Genomic DNA, 14874 nt, shown 5'->3' with positions numbered 1-14874 from the left:
GCGCGGATGGCTGGATGGCCGCGGGGGCCTGCCCCCGAGGAAAGTCCGGACTCCACGGAGCAACGGTGCCGGGTAATGCCCGGCGGGGGCAACCCCAGGGAAAGCGCCACAGAGAACAGACCGCCACCGGGTTCGCCCGGCGGCAAGGGTGAAACGGTGGGGCAAGAGCCCACCGCGGGACTGGTAACAGGACCGGCACGGCAAGCCCCACCGGGAGCAATGCCGAATAGGGATCCCGCGCCGCGCTTGCGGCAGGGCGGCTTCGGCCCAGGGGTCCGGGTTGGCAGCACGAGCGGGTCGGCAACGGCACGCCCAGAGGAATGGTCATCCAGCCCCGGATCACGGTCCGGGGTGGACAGAATCCGGCTTACAGGCCATCCGCGCATCACATCCCCAGAATATTCCCGCACAGGCGGGAATCCCTGTAAGATCGGCCCGCGCGCCAGGGGGGCGCGCCGAGCATTGCAGATCGCGTTTCGCATATCGGAGGATTGCCATGAGTTTCGTTCGGACATTGGCCACGCTTGCCGCCGGTTTCGCCGCGGCCAAGGGCGTCGAGCAATACAGGAAGATGGGCGGCATGGCCGGCCTTCAGGACAAGCTGAAGTCGAACGAACAGGTCGCGCAGATGACCAGCCAGCTCGACGCCATGATGGAGAAGATGGGCGTGCCCGGCGGCACCGCCAAGCTTCAGGAAATGATGGCACGCATGGGCCAGGGCGCCGACCGCGCCGGCGAGGCGGCCACGGCCGGACTGGCCGGGCTGATGGCGGCGCTGGGCGGCGCGGCGGCGGCGGGCACCGGGCAGGCGACGCAGATGATGGACGCGCTGACCGGCACCGGCGCGGCCAGCGCAACGATGGAAGAGAACGCCAAGCTGATGATCCGGGCGATGATCCAGGCGGCCAAGTCCGATGGCGAGATCGACCCGGCGGAACGCGAGAAGATCCTGTCGGTCATGGGCGATCTGTCGGACGAGGAACGCGCCTTCGTCGAGGAACAACTGGCCGCACCGGTCGACCCGGTGGCGCTGGCCGGCGACACCCAGGAGGCGATGCGCGCCCAGGTCTATGCCGCGGCGGCCACCGCAATCCATGTCGACAGCCCGGCCGAAGAGGCCTTCCTGTCCAATCTGGCCCGAGCGCTGGGGCTGGATTCACAAAAGGTGGCGCGAATTCGCGCGGCGATGGGTCTGCCGGCCTGAGCCCGGCGCCCGCGGCCCCGATGCGCGACATCGGGGCCGTTGGGCCGCGCCGCGCCAGCCGCTAGTCTGTGCGTCCGGGGGGCAGCCCCCCGGACGCACAGACAGCGGAATGGAGAGAGCATGAGCTTTGTCAGGACGATGGCGACGCTTGCCGTGGGCTTTGCCGCGGCCAGGGGGCTGGACAGGTTCCAGAAGATGGGCGGCGGCGCGGGACTGGCGCGCGCCATGCAATCGGCGGGCTCGCGCGCCGGGATCGGCAGCCAGGTCGGCGCGCTGCTGGAACGGATGCAGGTGATCGGCGGCGGTGCGGCGCTGAAGGACAATGTCGGCTGGCTGGGTCCGCGGGCGCAGGCCACCGGCGACAGCGCGGTGATGGGGGTGGCCGGGCTGATGTCGGCGCTGGGCGCGGCGACCTGGGCCGGATCGGGCAACGCGCGCGACCTGCTGGGGGCGCTGGGCAGCGGCACGCCTCCGGGCGAGACGATGGAACGCAACGCGCGGCTGATGATCCGGGCGATGGTCCAGGCGGCCAAGGCCGATGGCGAGATCGACGCGGGCGAACGGGCGCGGCTGGCCGAGGTGCTGGGCGATCTATCCGGGGACGAGCGCGCCCTTGTCGAGGACGAGATCGCCCGGCCCGTCGACATCGAGGCGCTGGCGGCCGAGACCGGCAGCTATCAGCGCACGGCAGTCTATGCGGCCTCGGTGATGGCGATCGACATCGACAGCCCGGCCGAGGTCGCCTATCTGGACCGGCTGGCCGAGGCGCTGCATATCGGGCAGGCGGCACGGACCCGGATTCACCAGGCGATGCGGCTGCCGCAGCAGCTGTCCTGACCGCCGAGAACCTGCTTGACTCGCGACCCCGGATCGCTACAACGCGGGCTTCATGGATTTCTTGGGGCGGCCCCGATGCCCGCCCTTCGCGACGGAGATGAGACATGGCGAAGCCGACGACCATCAAGATCCGCCTGAACTCGACCGCGGACACCGGGCATTTCTATGTGACCAAGAAGAACGCCCGGACGATGACCGAGAAGATGGTGATCAAGAAATACGATCCCGTGGTCCGCAAGCACGTGGACTACAAGGAAGGCAAGATCAAGTAATCGCGCCCTCCGGGACCGGATCACGGGCCGCGCCCAGGGCGCGGCCCTTTGTCGTTTCGGCCTATCCCGTGGCCTCGCCCTCGAACAGGGCGGCCAGCCCGGCGCGATAGTCCGGGTGGCGCAGGTGAACGCCCAGTTCGGTCTTGATCCGGTCGTTCCGCACGCGCTTTGATTCGGCATAGAAGCTGCGCGCCATCGGACCCAGATCGGCCTGGTCGAAGGGAATCTCGGGCGGCACCGGCAGGCCCAGCATCGCCGCGGCAAAGGCGATCACGTCCTGGGGGGGCGCGGGTTCGTCATCGGCGACGTTGTAGATGGCGCCGGGGTTCGGCCGCGCGATCGAGGCGGCCAGCACCTGCGCGATGTCGGCGACATGGATGCGGGAAAAGACCTGCCCCGGCTTCACGATGCGCTGCGCCGTGCCGTCCCTGAGCTTGTCCAGCGGCGACCGGCCCGGGCCGTAGATCCCGGCGAGGCGAAAGACGTGCAGCGGCAGGCCCAGCGCCGCCCATCCGGCCTCGGCCGTGACCCGGGCGCGGCCGCGCTCGGTGGCCGGGGTCAGGGCCGAGGTCTCGTCCACCCAGCCGCCGCCATGGTCGCCATAAACGCCCGTGGTCGACAGATAGCCGACCCAGCGCAGGTGCCGCGCCGCGCGCAGGGCGTCGCCCAGCGCGGCAAGGACCGGATCGCCGCCCTGCCCGGGCGGCACCGAGGTCAGCAGATGCGTCGCCTGCGCCAGCGCCGGGCCAAGCTCGCTGCCCGGCCATATCAGCGGCGCGACCCCCTCGGCGCGCAGGGCTTCGGCGCGGTCGGGGCTGCGGGTTGTGCCGATCACCCGCCAGCCGGGGCCGAGGGTTCGGGCCAGTTCGCGGGCGGAATAGCCATGTCCGATGGAAAGAAGCGTCTGTGTCATGGCCCCAGCATCGCCGGGTCGGAGACGCCGGGCAAGGGTTTGCGAACAGGGTGCAAGCGGGGGTTGCGCCGCCGGGCGAAAGCGTGACACTTGGCACCGATCAACGCAGCGGATCCCGATGCCCGACCACGCCGCCGAATTGCCGCTGGAACGCCCGGACCTGCCGGGCCCCGAGGCGTTTACCGATGCCGACGCCGCCGTCGCGCGGCTGGCCGGGATCTACGAGGCCTCGCGCGGGTTCCTGCGCGCACGCTTTCAGGAGGTTCTGGCGGGCGATGCGCCGCGGGCGCGCTTTCGGGCGGTCTATCCCGAGATCCGGTTTGCCACCGCGACCCATGCCCAGGTCGACAGCCGGCTGAGTTTCGGCCATGTGGCCGAGCCGGGGATCTATGCCGCGACCGTCACCCGGCCCGACCTGTTCGCCAATTACCTGCGCCAGCAGATCGGCCTCTTGATCGCCAATCACGGCCAGCCGGTGGTGATCGGGCCGTCCGAGACGCCGATCCCGGTGCATTTCGCGGTGGCGGGCGGCGGCGGGCTGAGCGTGCCGCAGGAAGGCGTGCTGGACGTCCCGCTGCGCGACCTGTTCGACGTGCCGGACCTGAACACCACCAACGACGATATCGTGAACGGCACGCGGACCACGCCCGATGGCGCGGCCCGGCCACTGGCGCCCTTTACCGCACAGCGGGTGGATTACTCGCTGGCGCGGCTGGAACATTACACCGCGACCGCGCCCGAGCATTTCCAGAACCACGTCCTGTTCACAAACTACCAGTTCTATGTCGAGGAGTTCGAGGCCTTCGCCCGCGCCGCGCTGGCCGATCCGGAAAGCGGCTATATCGCCTTCGTCGGCCCCGGCAATGCCGAGATCACGGCACCCGACGCCCCCCTGCCCGCGCTGCCAAAGCTGCCGCAAATGCCCACCTATCATCTGAAACGCGCCGACGGGCAGGGCGTCAGCCTGGTGAATATCGGCGTGGGGCCGTCGAACGCGAAGACCGCGACCGACCATATCGCGGTCTTGCGCCCGCATGCCTGGATCATGGTCGGCCATTGCGCGGGGTTGCGGAATTCCCAGCGGCTGGGCGATTTCGTGCTGGCGCATGGCTATCTGCGCGAGGATCACGTGCTGGACGACGACCTGCCGGTCTGGGTGCCGATTCCGGCGCTGGCCGAGATCCAGGTCGCGCTGGAGGACGCGGTCGAGGAGATCACCCGGCTGGAGGGGTTCGAACTGAAGCGGATCATGCGCACCGGCACCGTCGCCACCATCGACAACCGCAACTGGGAACTGCGCGACCAGTCGGGCCCGGTGCAGCGGCTGTCGCAATCCCGCGCCATCGCGCTGGACATGGAAAGCGCCACGATCGCGGCCAACGGGTTCCGGTTCCGGGTGCCCTATGGCACGCTGCTCTGCGTATCCGACAAGCCGCTGCATGGTGAGTTGAAGCTGCCGGGCATGGCAAGCGACTTTTACCGGACCCAGGTCGCGCGCCACCTGGCGATCGGGATCCGGGCGATGGAACTGTTGCGCGACATGCCGCTGGAACGGATCCACAGCCGCAAGCTGCGGAGCTTCGAGGAAACCGCCTTCCTCTAGGCGGAAAACCTCCACAAAATGCGTGAAAAATGGACCTTTGCGCCCACAAATCGTTGTGTGTGGCCGCAAGATGGAGTTAAATTGCGCAGATGAGCCCCCAAAGAGGGCACGAACGAGGAGATCGTACATGGCGAAACCGATGACCAAGACCCAGCTCGTCGCAGCCCTTGCCGAGGAAATGGGCGCGGACAAGAAAACCGCCTCGGCGGCGCTGGACGCGGTGACCAGCATCATCACCCGCGAAGTCGCGGCCGGCGGTTCTGTGACGCTGCCCGGCGTGGGCAAGATCTATTGCCGCGAGCGCCCCGAGCGCATGGTGCGCAACCCCGCCACCGGCGAACAGTTCAAGAAGCCGTCGGACAAGGTCGTCAAGATGACCATCGCCAAGGCGCTGAAGGACAGCGTCAACGGCTGAGGCCTCGCGCCTTTCTGAACCGCGGAATTCGGTCTAGGGTCGCCCGGGAGGCGGCCCTTTTCCTTGGGCGGAAGCGGTCCTTGTCATTCTGGGGGGAGCGATGGATCTGCGCGCGCTGGCGATGGGGCTTGCCTTCGCCTTCATCTGGGCCTCGGCCTTCACCTCGGCGCGGATGATCGTGGCCGACGCGCCGCCGTTGACGGCGCTGGCGCTGCGGTTCCTGATCTCGGGCCTCTTGGGCGTGGGGATCGCCGCGGCGCTGGGGCAAAGCTGGCGGCTGACGCGCGAGCAGTGGCGGGCCACCGCGATCTTCGGGCTGAGCCAGAACGGTCTCTATCTGGGCCTGAACTTTGTCGCCATGCAGACGCTCGAGGCATCGATGGCCTCGATCATTGCGTCCACCATGCCGCTGCTGGTGGCGCTGTTCGGCTGGATCGTCCTGGGCGAACGGGTGCGCCCGCTGGGCGTGCTGGGCCTTGTCGTGGGGTTCGCCGGAGTCTCGATCATCATGGGCAGCCGGATCACCGCGGGCGTCGACCTTTACGGGCTGGTGCTGTGCATCGCCGGGGTGTTCGCGCTGACCGCGGCGACGCTGGCGGTACGGACGGCATCTTCGGGCGGCAACGTGCTTATGATCGTGGGCTTGCAGATGCTGGTGGGGGCGGCGGCGCTGGGCGTTGCCGCGCTGGCGGTGGGCGAGCGATGGGAGGTCACCTGGAGCTGGACGCTGATCGCGGCCTTTGCCTATACGACCGTCTTTCCGGGGTTGGTCGCGACGCTGATCTGGTTCCTGCTGGTCCGCCGCATCGGCGCGGTGCGGGCGGCGACCTTCCACTTCCTCAGCCCGTTCTTCGGCGTCTCGATCGCCGCGCTGTTGCTGGGAGAACGGCTGGGGCCGCTGGACGTGACCGGCGTCGCGGTGGTGATGGCGGGGATCCTGGCGGTGCAGTTGTCGAAACAGGCGCGCGCGACCGCGCCGGTCGGCGACTGAGCGGCGCGAACCGGGCTAGCCGATCCGCCCGCCGGCCCCGCCCACCTGGCCGCGGTGCAGAAGCAGGTGGTCCAGCAGCACGCAGGCCATCATCGCCTCGCCCACCGGCACGGCACGGATGCCGACGCAGGGGTCGTGGCGGCCCTTGGTGACGATCTCGGTCTCTGCGCCCGATTTGGTGATCGTGCGCCGCGGCGTCAGGATCGACGAGGTGGGTTTTACCGCGAAGCGCACCACGATGTCCTGGCCGGTGGATATCCCGCCGAGGATGCCGCCCGCGTGGTTCGAGCCAAAAACGGGCTGGCCGTCCCCGCCCATGAAGATCTCGTCGGCGTTCTCGGTGCCGGTCAGGGCCGCCGCCGCCATCCCCTCGCCGATCTCGACGCCCTTGACGGCGTTGATGCTCATCATGGCGGCGGCGAGATCGGTGTCGAGCTTGCCGTAGACCGGCGCGCCAAGGCCTGCGGGCACGCCCTCGGCAACCACCTCGACCACGGCGCCGACGGAATTGCCCGACTTGCGAAGATCGTCGAGATAGACGGCCCAGCCGGCCGCCGCCTGCGCATCGGGCACCCAGAACGGATTCGTCTCTATCTCGGCCCGGTCGAAGCGGTCGCGGTCGATCGCATGCGGCCCCATCTGCACCATGTAGCCGGTGATCCGCACCCCGGGCGCCAGCATGCCCAGCGCCGCCCGCGCGACGCCGCCCGCCGCCACCCGCGCCGCGGTTTCGCGCGCAGAGGACCGGCCGCCGCCGCGCGGATCGCGGATGCCGTATTTCTGCCAATAGGTGATGTCGGCATGGCCCGGCCGGAACGCCTGGGCGATGTCGCCGTAATCCCTGGACCGCTGGTCGGTGTTGCGGATCATCAACTGGATCGGCGTGCCGGTGGTCTGGCCCTCGAACACGCCGGACAGGATTTCCACCTCGTCCGGTTCACGGCGCTGCGTGGTGAACCGGCTTTGTCCGGGCTTGCGCCGGTCAAGCCAGTGCTGGATCGCCGCCGCATCGACCGGCACGCCCGGCGGACAGCCGTCGACGGTGGCGCCCAGCGCGGGCCCGTGGCTTTCGCCCCACGTGGTGACGCGGAACAGGTGGCCGAAGGTGTTCAGGCTCATGGGCGGGCTCCGTTGTCGCGCCTTTGGGCATAGCCGCCACGCCCGCCCCCCTCAAGCGCTTTCCCTTGCGCGGGGGGAACGCGGGCACTAGGCTTGGCCTACCTCGGGGTGCCCCGCGCGGGGCTGAGATGCGCAAGACGCGCGAACCCGTCGAACCTGACCCGGTTAGAACCGGCGGAGGGAAGGTGTCTGGACAGCCTCCACCCTTGCCCGGCCGCCCCGCAGATGGAGGATGACCATGCGAACGCCGTTCCTCGCCGCGGGGATTCTGTGCGCCACCCCGGCGCTGGCAGAGCCCCCTGTATTGACCGTCTATACCTATGACAGCTTCCTGTCCGAATGGGGCCCCGGCCCGCAGGTGGAGGCCGCGTTCGAGGCCGTCTGCGGCTGCGACCTGCGATTCGTGGCGGCCGGCGACGGCGCGTCGCTGCTGGCGCGGCTGCGGCTGGAAGGGACGCGCACCGAGGCCGATGTGGTGCTGGGGCTGGACACCAACCTGACGGCGGCCGCCGCGCAGACCGGGCTGTTCGCACCGCATGGGATCGCGGTGCCCGCGCTGGACCTGCCGGTCGCCTGGGAGGACGAGATCTTCCTGCCCTATGACTGGGGCTATTTCACCTTCGTCTACGACAAGACCCGCCTGCCCGAACCGCCCGGCAGTTTCGAGGCGCTGATCGCGGCGCCCGACGACCTGAAGATCGTGATCCAGGATCCGCGCAGTTCCACCCCCGGGCTGGGGTTGGTGATGTGGGTCAAGGCGGCCTATGGCGCGCGCGCGCCCGCAATCTGGGAGGGGCTGGCGCCGCATGTGCTGACCGTGACCAAGGGCTGGTCCGAGGCCTATGGCCTGTTCATGGATGGCGAGGCCGACATGGTGCTGAGCTATACCACCTCGCCCGCCTATCACCTGATCGCGGAAGACGACGACACCAAGGCCGCCGCGGCCTTTGCCGAAGGGCATTACCTTCAGGTCGAGGTGGCGGGGCGCGTCGCGTCGTCGGACCAGCCGGAGCTGGCGGCGCAGTTCCTGGCGTTCATGCTGACCGACCCGTTCCAGTCGGTGATCCCGACGACCAACTGGATGTATCCGGCGGTGACACCCGAGGCGGGGCTGCCGGACGGGTTTCAGACCCTGATCCGGCCCGCAGCCGCACTTCTGCTGTCCGCGGAGGAGGCCGCGTCGCTGCGCGATCCGGCGCTGGCCGAATGGCGCGACGCGCTCAGCCGCTAGGGCTCGCGATCCCTGCGGGGCTGGCCGCGGGGGGCGTGATGCTGGCGCTCAGCCTCGGCACGCTGGCCGCGGTGGCGGGGCGGGCCGAAGGCGTTGCCGTCCTTGGCCCGGCGGACTGGGCGGCGGTGCGGTTCACACTGATGCAGGCGCTGTTGTCGGCCGGGCTGAGCGTGGCACTGGCGATCCCGGTGGCGCGCGCCCTGGCGCGCCGCCGGTTTCCCGGCCGGGGTCTGTTGATCACGCTGCTGGGGGCGCCCTTCATCCTGCCGGTGATCGTCGCGGTGATCGGCCTGCTGGCGGTGTTCGGGCGCGGCGGGCTGGTCTCGCAAGCGCTGGCGTCGCTGGGCCTTGGACCGATCGACATCTACGGGCTGGAAGGCGTGGTGCTGGCCCATGTGTTCTTCAACCTGCCGCTGGCGACCAGGCTGATCCTGCAGGGCTGGCTGGCGATTCCTTCGGAACGCTTTCGCCTTGCCGCCTCGCTTGGGTTCACGCCCGGCGACGTGACGCGGCACCTGGAACGGCCGATGCTGCGCACCGTGCTGCCGGGCGCGTTTCTGGTGATCTTTCTGATCTGCATGACGAGTTTCGCGGTGGCGCTGACGCTGGGCGGCGGGCCGCGGGCCACGACCGTCGAACTGGCCATCTACCAGGCGTTCCGGTTCGAGTTCGACCTTGGCCGGGCGGCGCTGTTGTCGCTGATCCAGTTCGCGCTGTGCGCTGGCGCCGCCGTGCTGGCGTTTGGGGTAACGGTGTCCGGGGCGATGGGGGCCGGGCTGGACCGGCCGCTGGCCCGCTGGGACGCGGGCGGCTATGGGCCGAGGCTGCTGGACGCGGCCTGGGTCGGGCTTGCCGCGCTGTTCCTGGTGCTGCCGCTGGCGATGATCGTGGGCCGCGGCCTGGCCGGGCTGGCCGATCTGCCGCTGTCGGTCTGGCAGGCCGCGGGGCGATCGCTGGCGGTTGCGCTGGGCTCGGCGGCACTGACGCTGGCGCTGGCGCTGCCCCTCGCGCTGGCGGCGGTGCGACTGGGCGGAGCGCGGGGCGCGGCGGTGCAGGCGGCGGGCACGCTGTCGATCGCCGCCTCGCCGCTGGTGATGGGCACGGGGCTGTTCATCCTGCTGTTTCCCCTTGCCGATCCGGTGGCGTTGGCCCTGCCGGTCACGGCGCTGGTCAACGCGGCGATGAGCCTGCCCTTTGCGCTGCGCGCGCTGACGCCCGCCGTCGCCGAGGCAGAGACCGGGTTCGGCCGCCTTGCCGACAGCCTCGGGATGACCGGGGCGGCACGGCTGCGGCTGGTGCTGTGGCCGCGGCTGCGGCGGCCGGTGGGGTTCACACTGGGGCTGTCGGCGGCGCTGTCGATGGGCGACCTGGGGGTGATCGCGCTGTTCGCCGACCCGGGACAGGCAACGCTCCCCTTGCAGCTTTACCGCCTGATGGCGGCCTACCGGATGGAGGCGGCGGCGGGGGCCGCGCTGGTGCTGCTGGCGCTGAGCCTCGGGCTGTTCTGGATCTTCGACCGCGGGGGGCGAACGGATGCTGAGGCTTGAGCGGCTGGTGATCGAACTGGGCGCGTTCCGCCTGGCCGCGGATGTCACGGTCGAGACCGGCCGGATCGTTGCCCTGCTGGGGCCATCCGGCGCGGGGAAGTCGACGCTGCTGGACGTGATTGCGGGGTTTCTGCCGCCGAATTCGGGCCGGGTGCTGTGGGAGGGCGTGGACCTTGGCCCCCTGCCCCCCGGCGCACGGCCCGTCTCGATGCTGTTCCAGGACAACAACCTGTTCCCGCACCTGACCGCAGCGCAGAATGTCGGGCTGGGCCTGCACCCCGACCTGCGGCTGTCGCCCGCCGACCGGGACCGCGCCGAGGCGGCGCTGGCACGTGTCGGACTGGCCGGGCTTGGCCCGCGCAAGCCCGCCGCACTGTCGGGCGGCCAGCGCGGGCGCGTGGCGCTGGCGCGGATGCTGCTGCGGGGCCGGCCGCTGATGCTGCTGGACGAGCCCTTTGCCGCGCTCGGACCCGCGCTGAAGGCCGAGATGCTGGGGCTGGTAGCCGAGCTTGCCCATGAAAGCGGTGCGACGGTGCTGATGGTGACCCACGATCCCGCAGACGCGCGCGCCATCGCCGACGAGACCATGCTGGTGGCCGAGGGGCGCGCCGATCCCCCGCGCCCGACCGCGGCGCTTTTTGCCGATCCGCCAGAGGCGCTGCGCGCCTATCTGGGCTGACCCGCCCTGCCCGTCTTCCTTGCGACGCGCGATCGCACCGTGCGGCCCGGGCGCAAACGAAAAACGCGCCCCGAAAGGCGCGTTTTCCGTTTCGGCCGAACCGATCGATCAGATCTGCTTCTTGGGCTTGTAGGGCGCCCAGAGCCGCTTGTTCGTCAGGTACAGCAGCACGGTCAGCACGGTCAGGAACATGACCGAGATGAACCCCGCCTCTTTCCGCGCCATCATCTTGGGCTCGGCCGCCCACATCAGGAAGGCGGCCACGTCCTTGGCCTCTTGTACCGCGGTCGCCTCGGTGCCGTCGGCATATTCGACGTCGTCGCCATACAACTGGGGCGGCATCGCGCTCCACCCGGTCGAGAAGACCGGGTTGCGGTAGTAGATGGTCCCCGCCTCGTCCTTGGTCTCGTCCGTGAAGGCGAGCAGGTAGGACGTGATGTATTCCGGACCACCCATGCCCTTGAAGAGCTGGTTGAGACCGGTACCGCCCGGGCCGTGGAACCCCGCACGCGCCTTGGCCATCAGGCTGAGGTCGGGCGACCCCGGATAGGTGCCCGCCGGGAAGTGGTCGGTGGGCTTGGCCGGGCGGAAATCCTCGATCTCCTCGTCGAACACCTCGAACGAGGCGGCGTATTCCCGCATCGCGTCATCGCTGAGGCTGGGCCCGCCGGGATCGGCGAGCGTGCGGAAGGGCACGTAGATCAGGCCGTGGCAGGCCGAGCAGATCTCGGTGTAGATCTGCAACCCGCGCTGAAGCTGGGCCTGATCGTACTTGCCGAACACGCCCTCGAACGGGAACTTGAAGTCGGTGACGTGGCCTTCGGCCTCGGCGGCCAGGGCCCCGCCCGCCCCGAGGGTCAGGGCGGTCACCGCGGCGATCGTGCGTTTCATGAACATCTCATGCGATCCCTTCTGTCACTCGGCCGGGCTGGCACTGGCCTTGGCCGCGCCATCGCCATAGTGGGCGTTGAAGTCTTCCTCGATGGTGTCGGGCTGGGGCAGCGGCTTTTCGATGACGCCCAGAACCGGCAGGATCACCAGGAAATAGGCGAACCAGTAGGCCGAGCCGATCAGCGCGATATTGGTGTATATGCCCTCTGCCGGCATGGCGCCCGCCCAGGTCAACAGCACGAAGTTCGCCATGAACAGCCAGAACGCAACCTTGAACATCGGCCGGTAGCGGCCCGAACGGACGTTCGAGGTGTCGAGCCAGGGCACCAGCGCCATCACGATGATCGAACCGAACATCGCGAGCACGCCGAAGAACTTGGCATTGACCACGCCGAAGGTCATCCAGTCGGTCAGCATCACCAGCCAGACATCGGCGGTGAAGGCCCGCAGGATCGCGTAGAAGGCGAGGAAGTACCATTCCGGCACGATGTGCGTCGGCGTCACCAGCGGGTTGGCCTCGACATAGTTGTCGGGGTGCCCGAGGTAGTTCGGCATGAAGCCCACGATCGCGAAGAACACGATCATCACGATGCCCAGCGCGAAGAGGTCCTTGATAACGAAGTAGGGCCAGAACGGCAGGGTGTCCTTCTCGGCTTCCTGCTTCGATCCGCGGCGGACCTCGACGCCGGTCGGGTTGTTGTTGCCCGTGGTGTGGAAGGCCCAGACGTGCACGATCGAAAGGCCGAGGATCACGAAGGGGATCAGGTAGTGCAGCGAGAAGAAGCGGGTCAGCGTCGGGTTGCCGACCGCCGGGCCGCCCTGCAGCCAGGTCAGCAGGTCTTGGCCGACCCACGGGATCGCGCCGAACAGGCCGGTGATCACGGTGGCGCCCCAGAACGACATCTGGCCCCACGGCAGCACGTAGCCCATGAACGCGGTCGCCATCATCGCCAGGTAGATCAGGATACCGATGATCCAGGTCACCTCGCGCGGGGTCTTGTAGGACCCGTAGTAGAGGCCGCGGAAGATGTGCAGGTACACCGCCACGAAGAACAGCGAGGCGCCGTTCGAGTGCAGGTAGCGCAGGAAGTGGCCGCCGTTCACGTCACGCATGATGTGCTCGACCGAGGCGAAGGCCATGTCGACATGCGGGACGTAGTGCATCGCCAGCACGATGCCGGTGACGATCTGCAGCACCAGCGTGAAGAACAGGACGATCCCCCAGATCCACATCCAGTTGAGGTTCTTGGGGGTTGGAATCATCAGGGTGTCGTAGATCAGGGCGACAATCGGCAGACGCCGATGCAGCCACTTTTCGGAGCCCGATTTCGGCTCGTAGTGATCGTGAGGAATACCGGACATCGGCTGCTCCCTTAACCGAGTTGGATGGTCGTCTCGTCCACGAAGGACGCGACCGGGATATAAAGATTCTCGGGCGCGGGGCCTTTGCGAATACGGCCCGCCGAGTCGTAGTGAGAGCCGTGGCAGGGGCAGAACCAGCCCCCGAAATCGCCCGACTGGTTGCCGATCGGCACGCAGCCCAGATGGGTGCAGACGCCGATCATCACCAGCCAGCGGCCCTCTTCGTCCATGGCGCGGTTCTGGTCGGTGGCCTGGCCCGGCTTGTTCGGGTTGCGCGAGTCGGTATCGACGAGATCACCAAGCGGGATCGAGCGCGCCAGTTCAATGTCCTCGGGCGTGCGCAGGCGGATGAACACCGGCTTGCCCAGGAACTTGACGGTCAGCTGCTGGCCCTCGACCACGGACGACACATCCACCCGGATCGAGCTCAGCGCCTGAACGTCGGCCGACGGGCTCATCTGTTCGACGAGGGGCCAGATCGCCGCCCCGGCGGTCACAACACCAGCGCCCGCCGTGGCGTAATAAAGGAAATCGCGGCGGGTACCGTCGTGATCTTCTGCGTGCGACACGAGAAACTCTCCTTTCCATGACCGGCGTCCCGGTCGATTCGAAACACGGGCCATTGGGAAAGCCCCGGCCTTTTCCCGGACTTACCTAGCCCCCGTTAACACTTGCGTCCAGCGGACATAGCCGCGCAGCAAGGGGGTTGGGCCCAGTCGAATTCCGGTCGACAGTCGTATACCCGCCGCATCCCGCCGCAGCCAGAGAAAACTGGTTCCTTAGACAGGTTCTGAGACGTTCCACCGCAGCCCGGACGCAGGATTCGGGCCGGTCCGCGCTCACGGGATTTTGACAGGGGATCAGGGCGCGGGGGCGGTCTGCGCCATGGCCGGACGGCTGGAAAACCCCGCTTCCCAGTCGGAAAGCGAAGCGCGGCCCTGCCGCCAGTCGCGGGTGCCGTGGCGGAAATCGAGATAGCCGAGCGCACAGCCCAGCGCGATCTGCGCCATGGTCAGCGGCCCGGCAAGCTGGGTCATCCAGCGCGCCTCGATGGCATCCAGCGCGCGGGCGATCTTGTCCCACTGGGCGTCCACCCAGGCGGGGCTGCGTTCGCCCTCGGGGCGGCAGCGCGCCTCGTAGACCATCAGGACCGCGGCATCCATGATCCCGTCGGCGGTCGCCTCCAGCGTCAGCACCTCCCAGAGCCGGCTTTCGGGGTAGAGACGGGCGCCGGCGCGGGCATCCAGATAGCGGCAGATCACCCGGCTGTCGTAGAGCGCGGGACCCTCGGGCCGGGTGAGCACGGGGATCTTGCCCAGCGGGTTCTCGGCCAGCGGCATCTGGCCGGTTTCCAGCGCATGGCCGACGGCGGGCACGATCTCGACCGCGTCGACCTGCCCGGTCTCGATCAGCACCACGCGCACCTTGCGGCAGAACGGCGAGGCGGCGTTGTCGTGAAGCCGCATCATACCCGGCGAAACCGCAGGCGGCCCAAGGCGCTCGCGTCGATCTCGACCCCGGGGCCCGCCGTGCCCACGCGAATCGTGCGCTTCAGCCGCGCGCCGCCATTGACCTGTTCACCGTCACGGCGGAAGGCCACGCCTTCGCCCAGCTCATCCATCGCATCCTCGCTCCGCTGGTCACGGCGGAGCGGCGTGCGGGAACGCTGGCTGAGCGCGTAGGCGGCCACGGCAACCATCCCGTAGCGCAGGCCATAGCGCAGCGCCACGCTGGCAATCGGGGCAAGGGGCAGCGGCATGGCGGTTCCTCCCTGACGATGGCATGCAAGATAGTGAGCGCCGGGCGATCT

Annotated in this window: 16 protein-coding genes, 1 other RNA gene and 1 riboswitch; of the genes, 10 read left to right on the top strand and 7 right to left on the bottom strand. The window is 68.9% G+C overall.

Annotated features, from left to right (window positions below; all coding sequences use genetic code 11):
- Positions 1 to 2 precede the first annotated feature (2 nt).
- The 4 genes from rnpB (at position 3) to rpmG (ending at position 2313) form a co-directional block, all read left to right on the top strand.
- An RNA gene (rnpB, locus tag EV655_RS14060) (RNase P RNA component class A) lies at positions 3 to 386 on the top strand.
- A gap of 110 nt (positions 387 to 496) precedes the next feature.
- A complete protein-coding gene (locus EV655_RS14055) occupies positions 497 to 1204 on the top strand; it encodes a DUF533 domain-containing protein (RefSeq protein WP_132545923.1) in 708 nt (235 codons plus the stop codon).
- Positions 1205 to 1324: 120 nt separating this feature from the next.
- Positions 1325 to 2041: a DUF533 domain-containing protein gene (locus EV655_RS14050; protein ID WP_132545921.1), complete on the top strand. Its 717-nt coding sequence runs from the start codon at positions 1325 to 1327 to the stop codon at positions 2039 to 2041.
- A 104-nt stretch (positions 2042 to 2145) separates the two neighbouring features.
- Positions 2146 to 2313, top strand: coding sequence for a 50S ribosomal protein L33 (gene rpmG / locus EV655_RS14045; protein ID WP_132545919.1), 168 nt, complete (start codon positions 2146 to 2148; stop codon positions 2311 to 2313).
- 61 nt (positions 2314 to 2374) lie between these two features.
- Here the strand turns inward: rpmG and EV655_RS14040 are convergent, their stop codons facing one another.
- Positions 2375 to 3226, bottom strand: a complete 852-nt coding sequence (locus EV655_RS14040) for an SDR family oxidoreductase (RefSeq protein WP_132545917.1) — start codon at positions 3224 to 3226, stop codon at positions 2375 to 2377.
- 118 nt (positions 3227 to 3344) lie between these two features.
- Here EV655_RS14040 and EV655_RS14035 point away from each other — a divergent pair, with 118 nt between their 5' ends.
- The 3 genes from EV655_RS14035 (at position 3345) to EV655_RS14025 (ending at position 6235) form a co-directional block, all read left to right on the top strand.
- On the top strand, positions 3345 to 4829 hold the full coding sequence (locus EV655_RS14035; RefSeq protein WP_132545916.1) for an AMP nucleosidase: 1485 nt from the start codon (positions 3345 to 3347) through the stop codon (positions 4827 to 4829).
- 127 nt (positions 4830 to 4956) lie between these two features.
- On the top strand, positions 4957 to 5244 hold the full coding sequence (locus EV655_RS14030; protein WP_132545914.1) for an HU family DNA-binding protein: 288 nt from the start codon (positions 4957 to 4959) through the stop codon (positions 5242 to 5244).
- A gap of 100 nt (positions 5245 to 5344) precedes the next feature.
- Positions 5345 to 6235 carry a DMT family transporter gene (locus EV655_RS14025; protein WP_132545913.1) on the top strand — a complete coding sequence of 297 codons (891 nt, stop codon included), beginning with the start codon at positions 5345 to 5347 and terminating at the stop codon, positions 6233 to 6235.
- 15 nt (positions 6236 to 6250) lie between these two features.
- Here the strand turns inward: EV655_RS14025 and aroC are convergent, their stop codons facing one another.
- Positions 6251 to 7354 carry a chorismate synthase gene (gene aroC, locus EV655_RS14020; RefSeq protein ID WP_132545911.1) on the bottom strand — a complete coding sequence of 368 codons (1104 nt, stop codon included), beginning with the start codon at positions 7352 to 7354 and terminating at the stop codon, positions 6251 to 6253.
- Positions 7355 to 7448: 94 nt separating this feature from the next.
- A riboswitch (TPP riboswitch) is annotated at positions 7449 to 7554 on the top strand.
- A 38-nt stretch (positions 7555 to 7592) separates the two neighbouring features.
- Between aroC and thiB the strand changes: the two genes are divergently transcribed.
- Genes thiB through EV655_RS14005 form a run of 3 tightly spaced genes read left to right on the top strand, consistent with a single transcriptional unit; the run spans position 7593 to position 10811 of the window.
- On the top strand, positions 7593 to 8585 hold the full coding sequence (gene thiB / locus EV655_RS14015; protein WP_132545909.1) for a thiamine ABC transporter substrate binding subunit: 993 nt from the start codon (positions 7593 to 7595) through the stop codon (positions 8583 to 8585).
- Entirely contained in the window at positions 8561 to 10132 is a 1572-nt protein-coding gene (locus EV655_RS14010; RefSeq protein ID WP_132545907.1) for a thiamine/thiamine pyrophosphate ABC transporter permease ThiP, read from the top strand. The genes thiB and EV655_RS14010 overlap by 25 nt, the downstream gene beginning before the upstream one ends.
- On the top strand, positions 10119 to 10811 hold the full coding sequence (locus EV655_RS14005; protein WP_132545905.1) for a thiamine ABC transporter ATP-binding protein: 693 nt from the start codon (positions 10119 to 10121) through the stop codon (positions 10809 to 10811). The genes EV655_RS14010 and EV655_RS14005 overlap by 14 nt, the downstream gene beginning before the upstream one ends.
- A 108-nt stretch (positions 10812 to 10919) precedes the next feature.
- Here the strand turns inward: EV655_RS14005 and EV655_RS14000 are convergent, their stop codons facing one another.
- The 5 genes from EV655_RS14000 to EV655_RS13980 form a co-directional block, all read right to left on the bottom strand.
- Positions 10920 to 11708, bottom strand: a complete 789-nt coding sequence (locus EV655_RS14000; RefSeq protein ID WP_132545903.1) for a cytochrome c1 — start codon at positions 11706 to 11708, stop codon at positions 10920 to 10922.
- A gap of 18 nt (positions 11709 to 11726) precedes the next feature.
- Positions 11727 to 13064 carry a cytochrome b gene (locus EV655_RS13995; RefSeq protein WP_132545902.1) on the bottom strand — a complete coding sequence of 446 codons (1338 nt, stop codon included), beginning with the start codon at positions 13062 to 13064 and terminating at the stop codon, positions 11727 to 11729.
- An 11-nt stretch (positions 13065 to 13075) separates the two neighbouring features.
- Positions 13076 to 13633 carry a ubiquinol-cytochrome c reductase iron-sulfur subunit gene (gene petA, locus EV655_RS13990; RefSeq protein WP_132545900.1) on the bottom strand — a complete coding sequence of 186 codons (558 nt, stop codon included), beginning with the start codon at positions 13631 to 13633 and terminating at the stop codon, positions 13076 to 13078.
- 291 nt (positions 13634 to 13924) lie between these two features.
- The gene (locus EV655_RS13985; protein WP_132545898.1) at positions 13925 to 14530 is read right to left on the bottom strand and encodes a glutathione S-transferase family protein; all 606 of its coding nucleotides are present in this window, start codon (positions 14528 to 14530) and stop codon (positions 13925 to 13927) included.
- Positions 14530 to 14823, bottom strand: coding sequence for a hypothetical protein (locus tag EV655_RS13980; RefSeq protein ID WP_132545896.1), 294 nt, complete (start codon positions 14821 to 14823; stop codon positions 14530 to 14532). Before EV655_RS13980 ends, EV655_RS13985 begins: the two co-directional genes overlap by 1 nt.
- Positions 14824 to 14874 lie beyond the last annotated feature (51 nt).

This window comes from Rhodovulum euryhalinum (assembly GCF_004342445.1).
Taxonomy (GTDB): domain Bacteria; phylum Pseudomonadota; class Alphaproteobacteria; order Rhodobacterales; family Rhodobacteraceae; genus Rhodovulum; species Rhodovulum euryhalinum.
The sequence above is the reverse complement of the archived record's forward strand: the minus strand, read 5'-3'. Positions and strand labels throughout refer to the sequence as shown.

Bases quoted from the DNA above. Each gene is read 5' to 3' on its own strand.
- EV655_RS14055 (WP_132545923.1), top strand. From the start codon at position 497: ATGAGTTTCGTTCGGACATTGGCCACGCTTGCCGCCGGTTTCGCCGCG.
- EV655_RS14050 (WP_132545921.1), top strand. From the start codon at position 1,325: ATGAGCTTTGTCAGGACGATGGCGACGCTTGCCGTGGGCTTTGCCGCG.
- rpmG (WP_132545919.1), top strand. From the start codon at position 2,146: ATGGCGAAGCCGACGACCATCAAGATCCGCCTGAACTCGACCGCGGAC.
- EV655_RS14040 (WP_132545917.1), bottom strand. From the start codon at position 3,226: ATGACACAGACGCTTCTTTCCATCGGACATGGCTATTCCGCCCGCGAA.
- EV655_RS14035 (WP_132545916.1), top strand. From the start codon at position 3,345: ATGCCCGACCACGCCGCCGAATTGCCGCTGGAACGCCCGGACCTGCCG.
- EV655_RS14030 (WP_132545914.1), top strand. From the start codon at position 4,957: ATGGCGAAACCGATGACCAAGACCCAGCTCGTCGCAGCCCTTGCCGAG.
- EV655_RS14025 (WP_132545913.1), top strand. From the start codon at position 5,345: ATGGATCTGCGCGCGCTGGCGATGGGGCTTGCCTTCGCCTTCATCTGG.
- aroC (WP_132545911.1), bottom strand. From the start codon at position 7,354: ATGAGCCTGAACACCTTCGGCCACCTGTTCCGCGTCACCACGTGGGGC.
- thiB (WP_132545909.1), top strand. From the start codon at position 7,593: ATGCGAACGCCGTTCCTCGCCGCGGGGATTCTGTGCGCCACCCCGGCG.
- EV655_RS14010 (WP_132545907.1), top strand. From the start codon at position 8,561: ATGGCGCGACGCGCTCAGCCGCTAGGGCTCGCGATCCCTGCGGGGCTG.
- EV655_RS14005 (WP_132545905.1), top strand. From the start codon at position 10,119: ATGCTGAGGCTTGAGCGGCTGGTGATCGAACTGGGCGCGTTCCGCCTG.
- EV655_RS14000 (WP_132545903.1), bottom strand. From the start codon at position 11,708: ATGTTCATGAAACGCACGATCGCCGCGGTGACCGCCCTGACCCTCGGG.
- EV655_RS13995 (WP_132545902.1), bottom strand. From the start codon at position 13,064: ATGTCCGGTATTCCTCACGATCACTACGAGCCGAAATCGGGCTCCGAA.
- EV655_RS13985 (WP_132545898.1), bottom strand. From the start codon at position 14,530: ATGCGGCTTCACGACAACGCCGCCTCGCCGTTCTGCCGCAAGGTGCGC.
- EV655_RS13980 (WP_132545896.1), bottom strand. From the start codon at position 14,823: ATGCCGCTGCCCCTTGCCCCGATTGCCAGCGTGGCGCTGCGCTATGGC.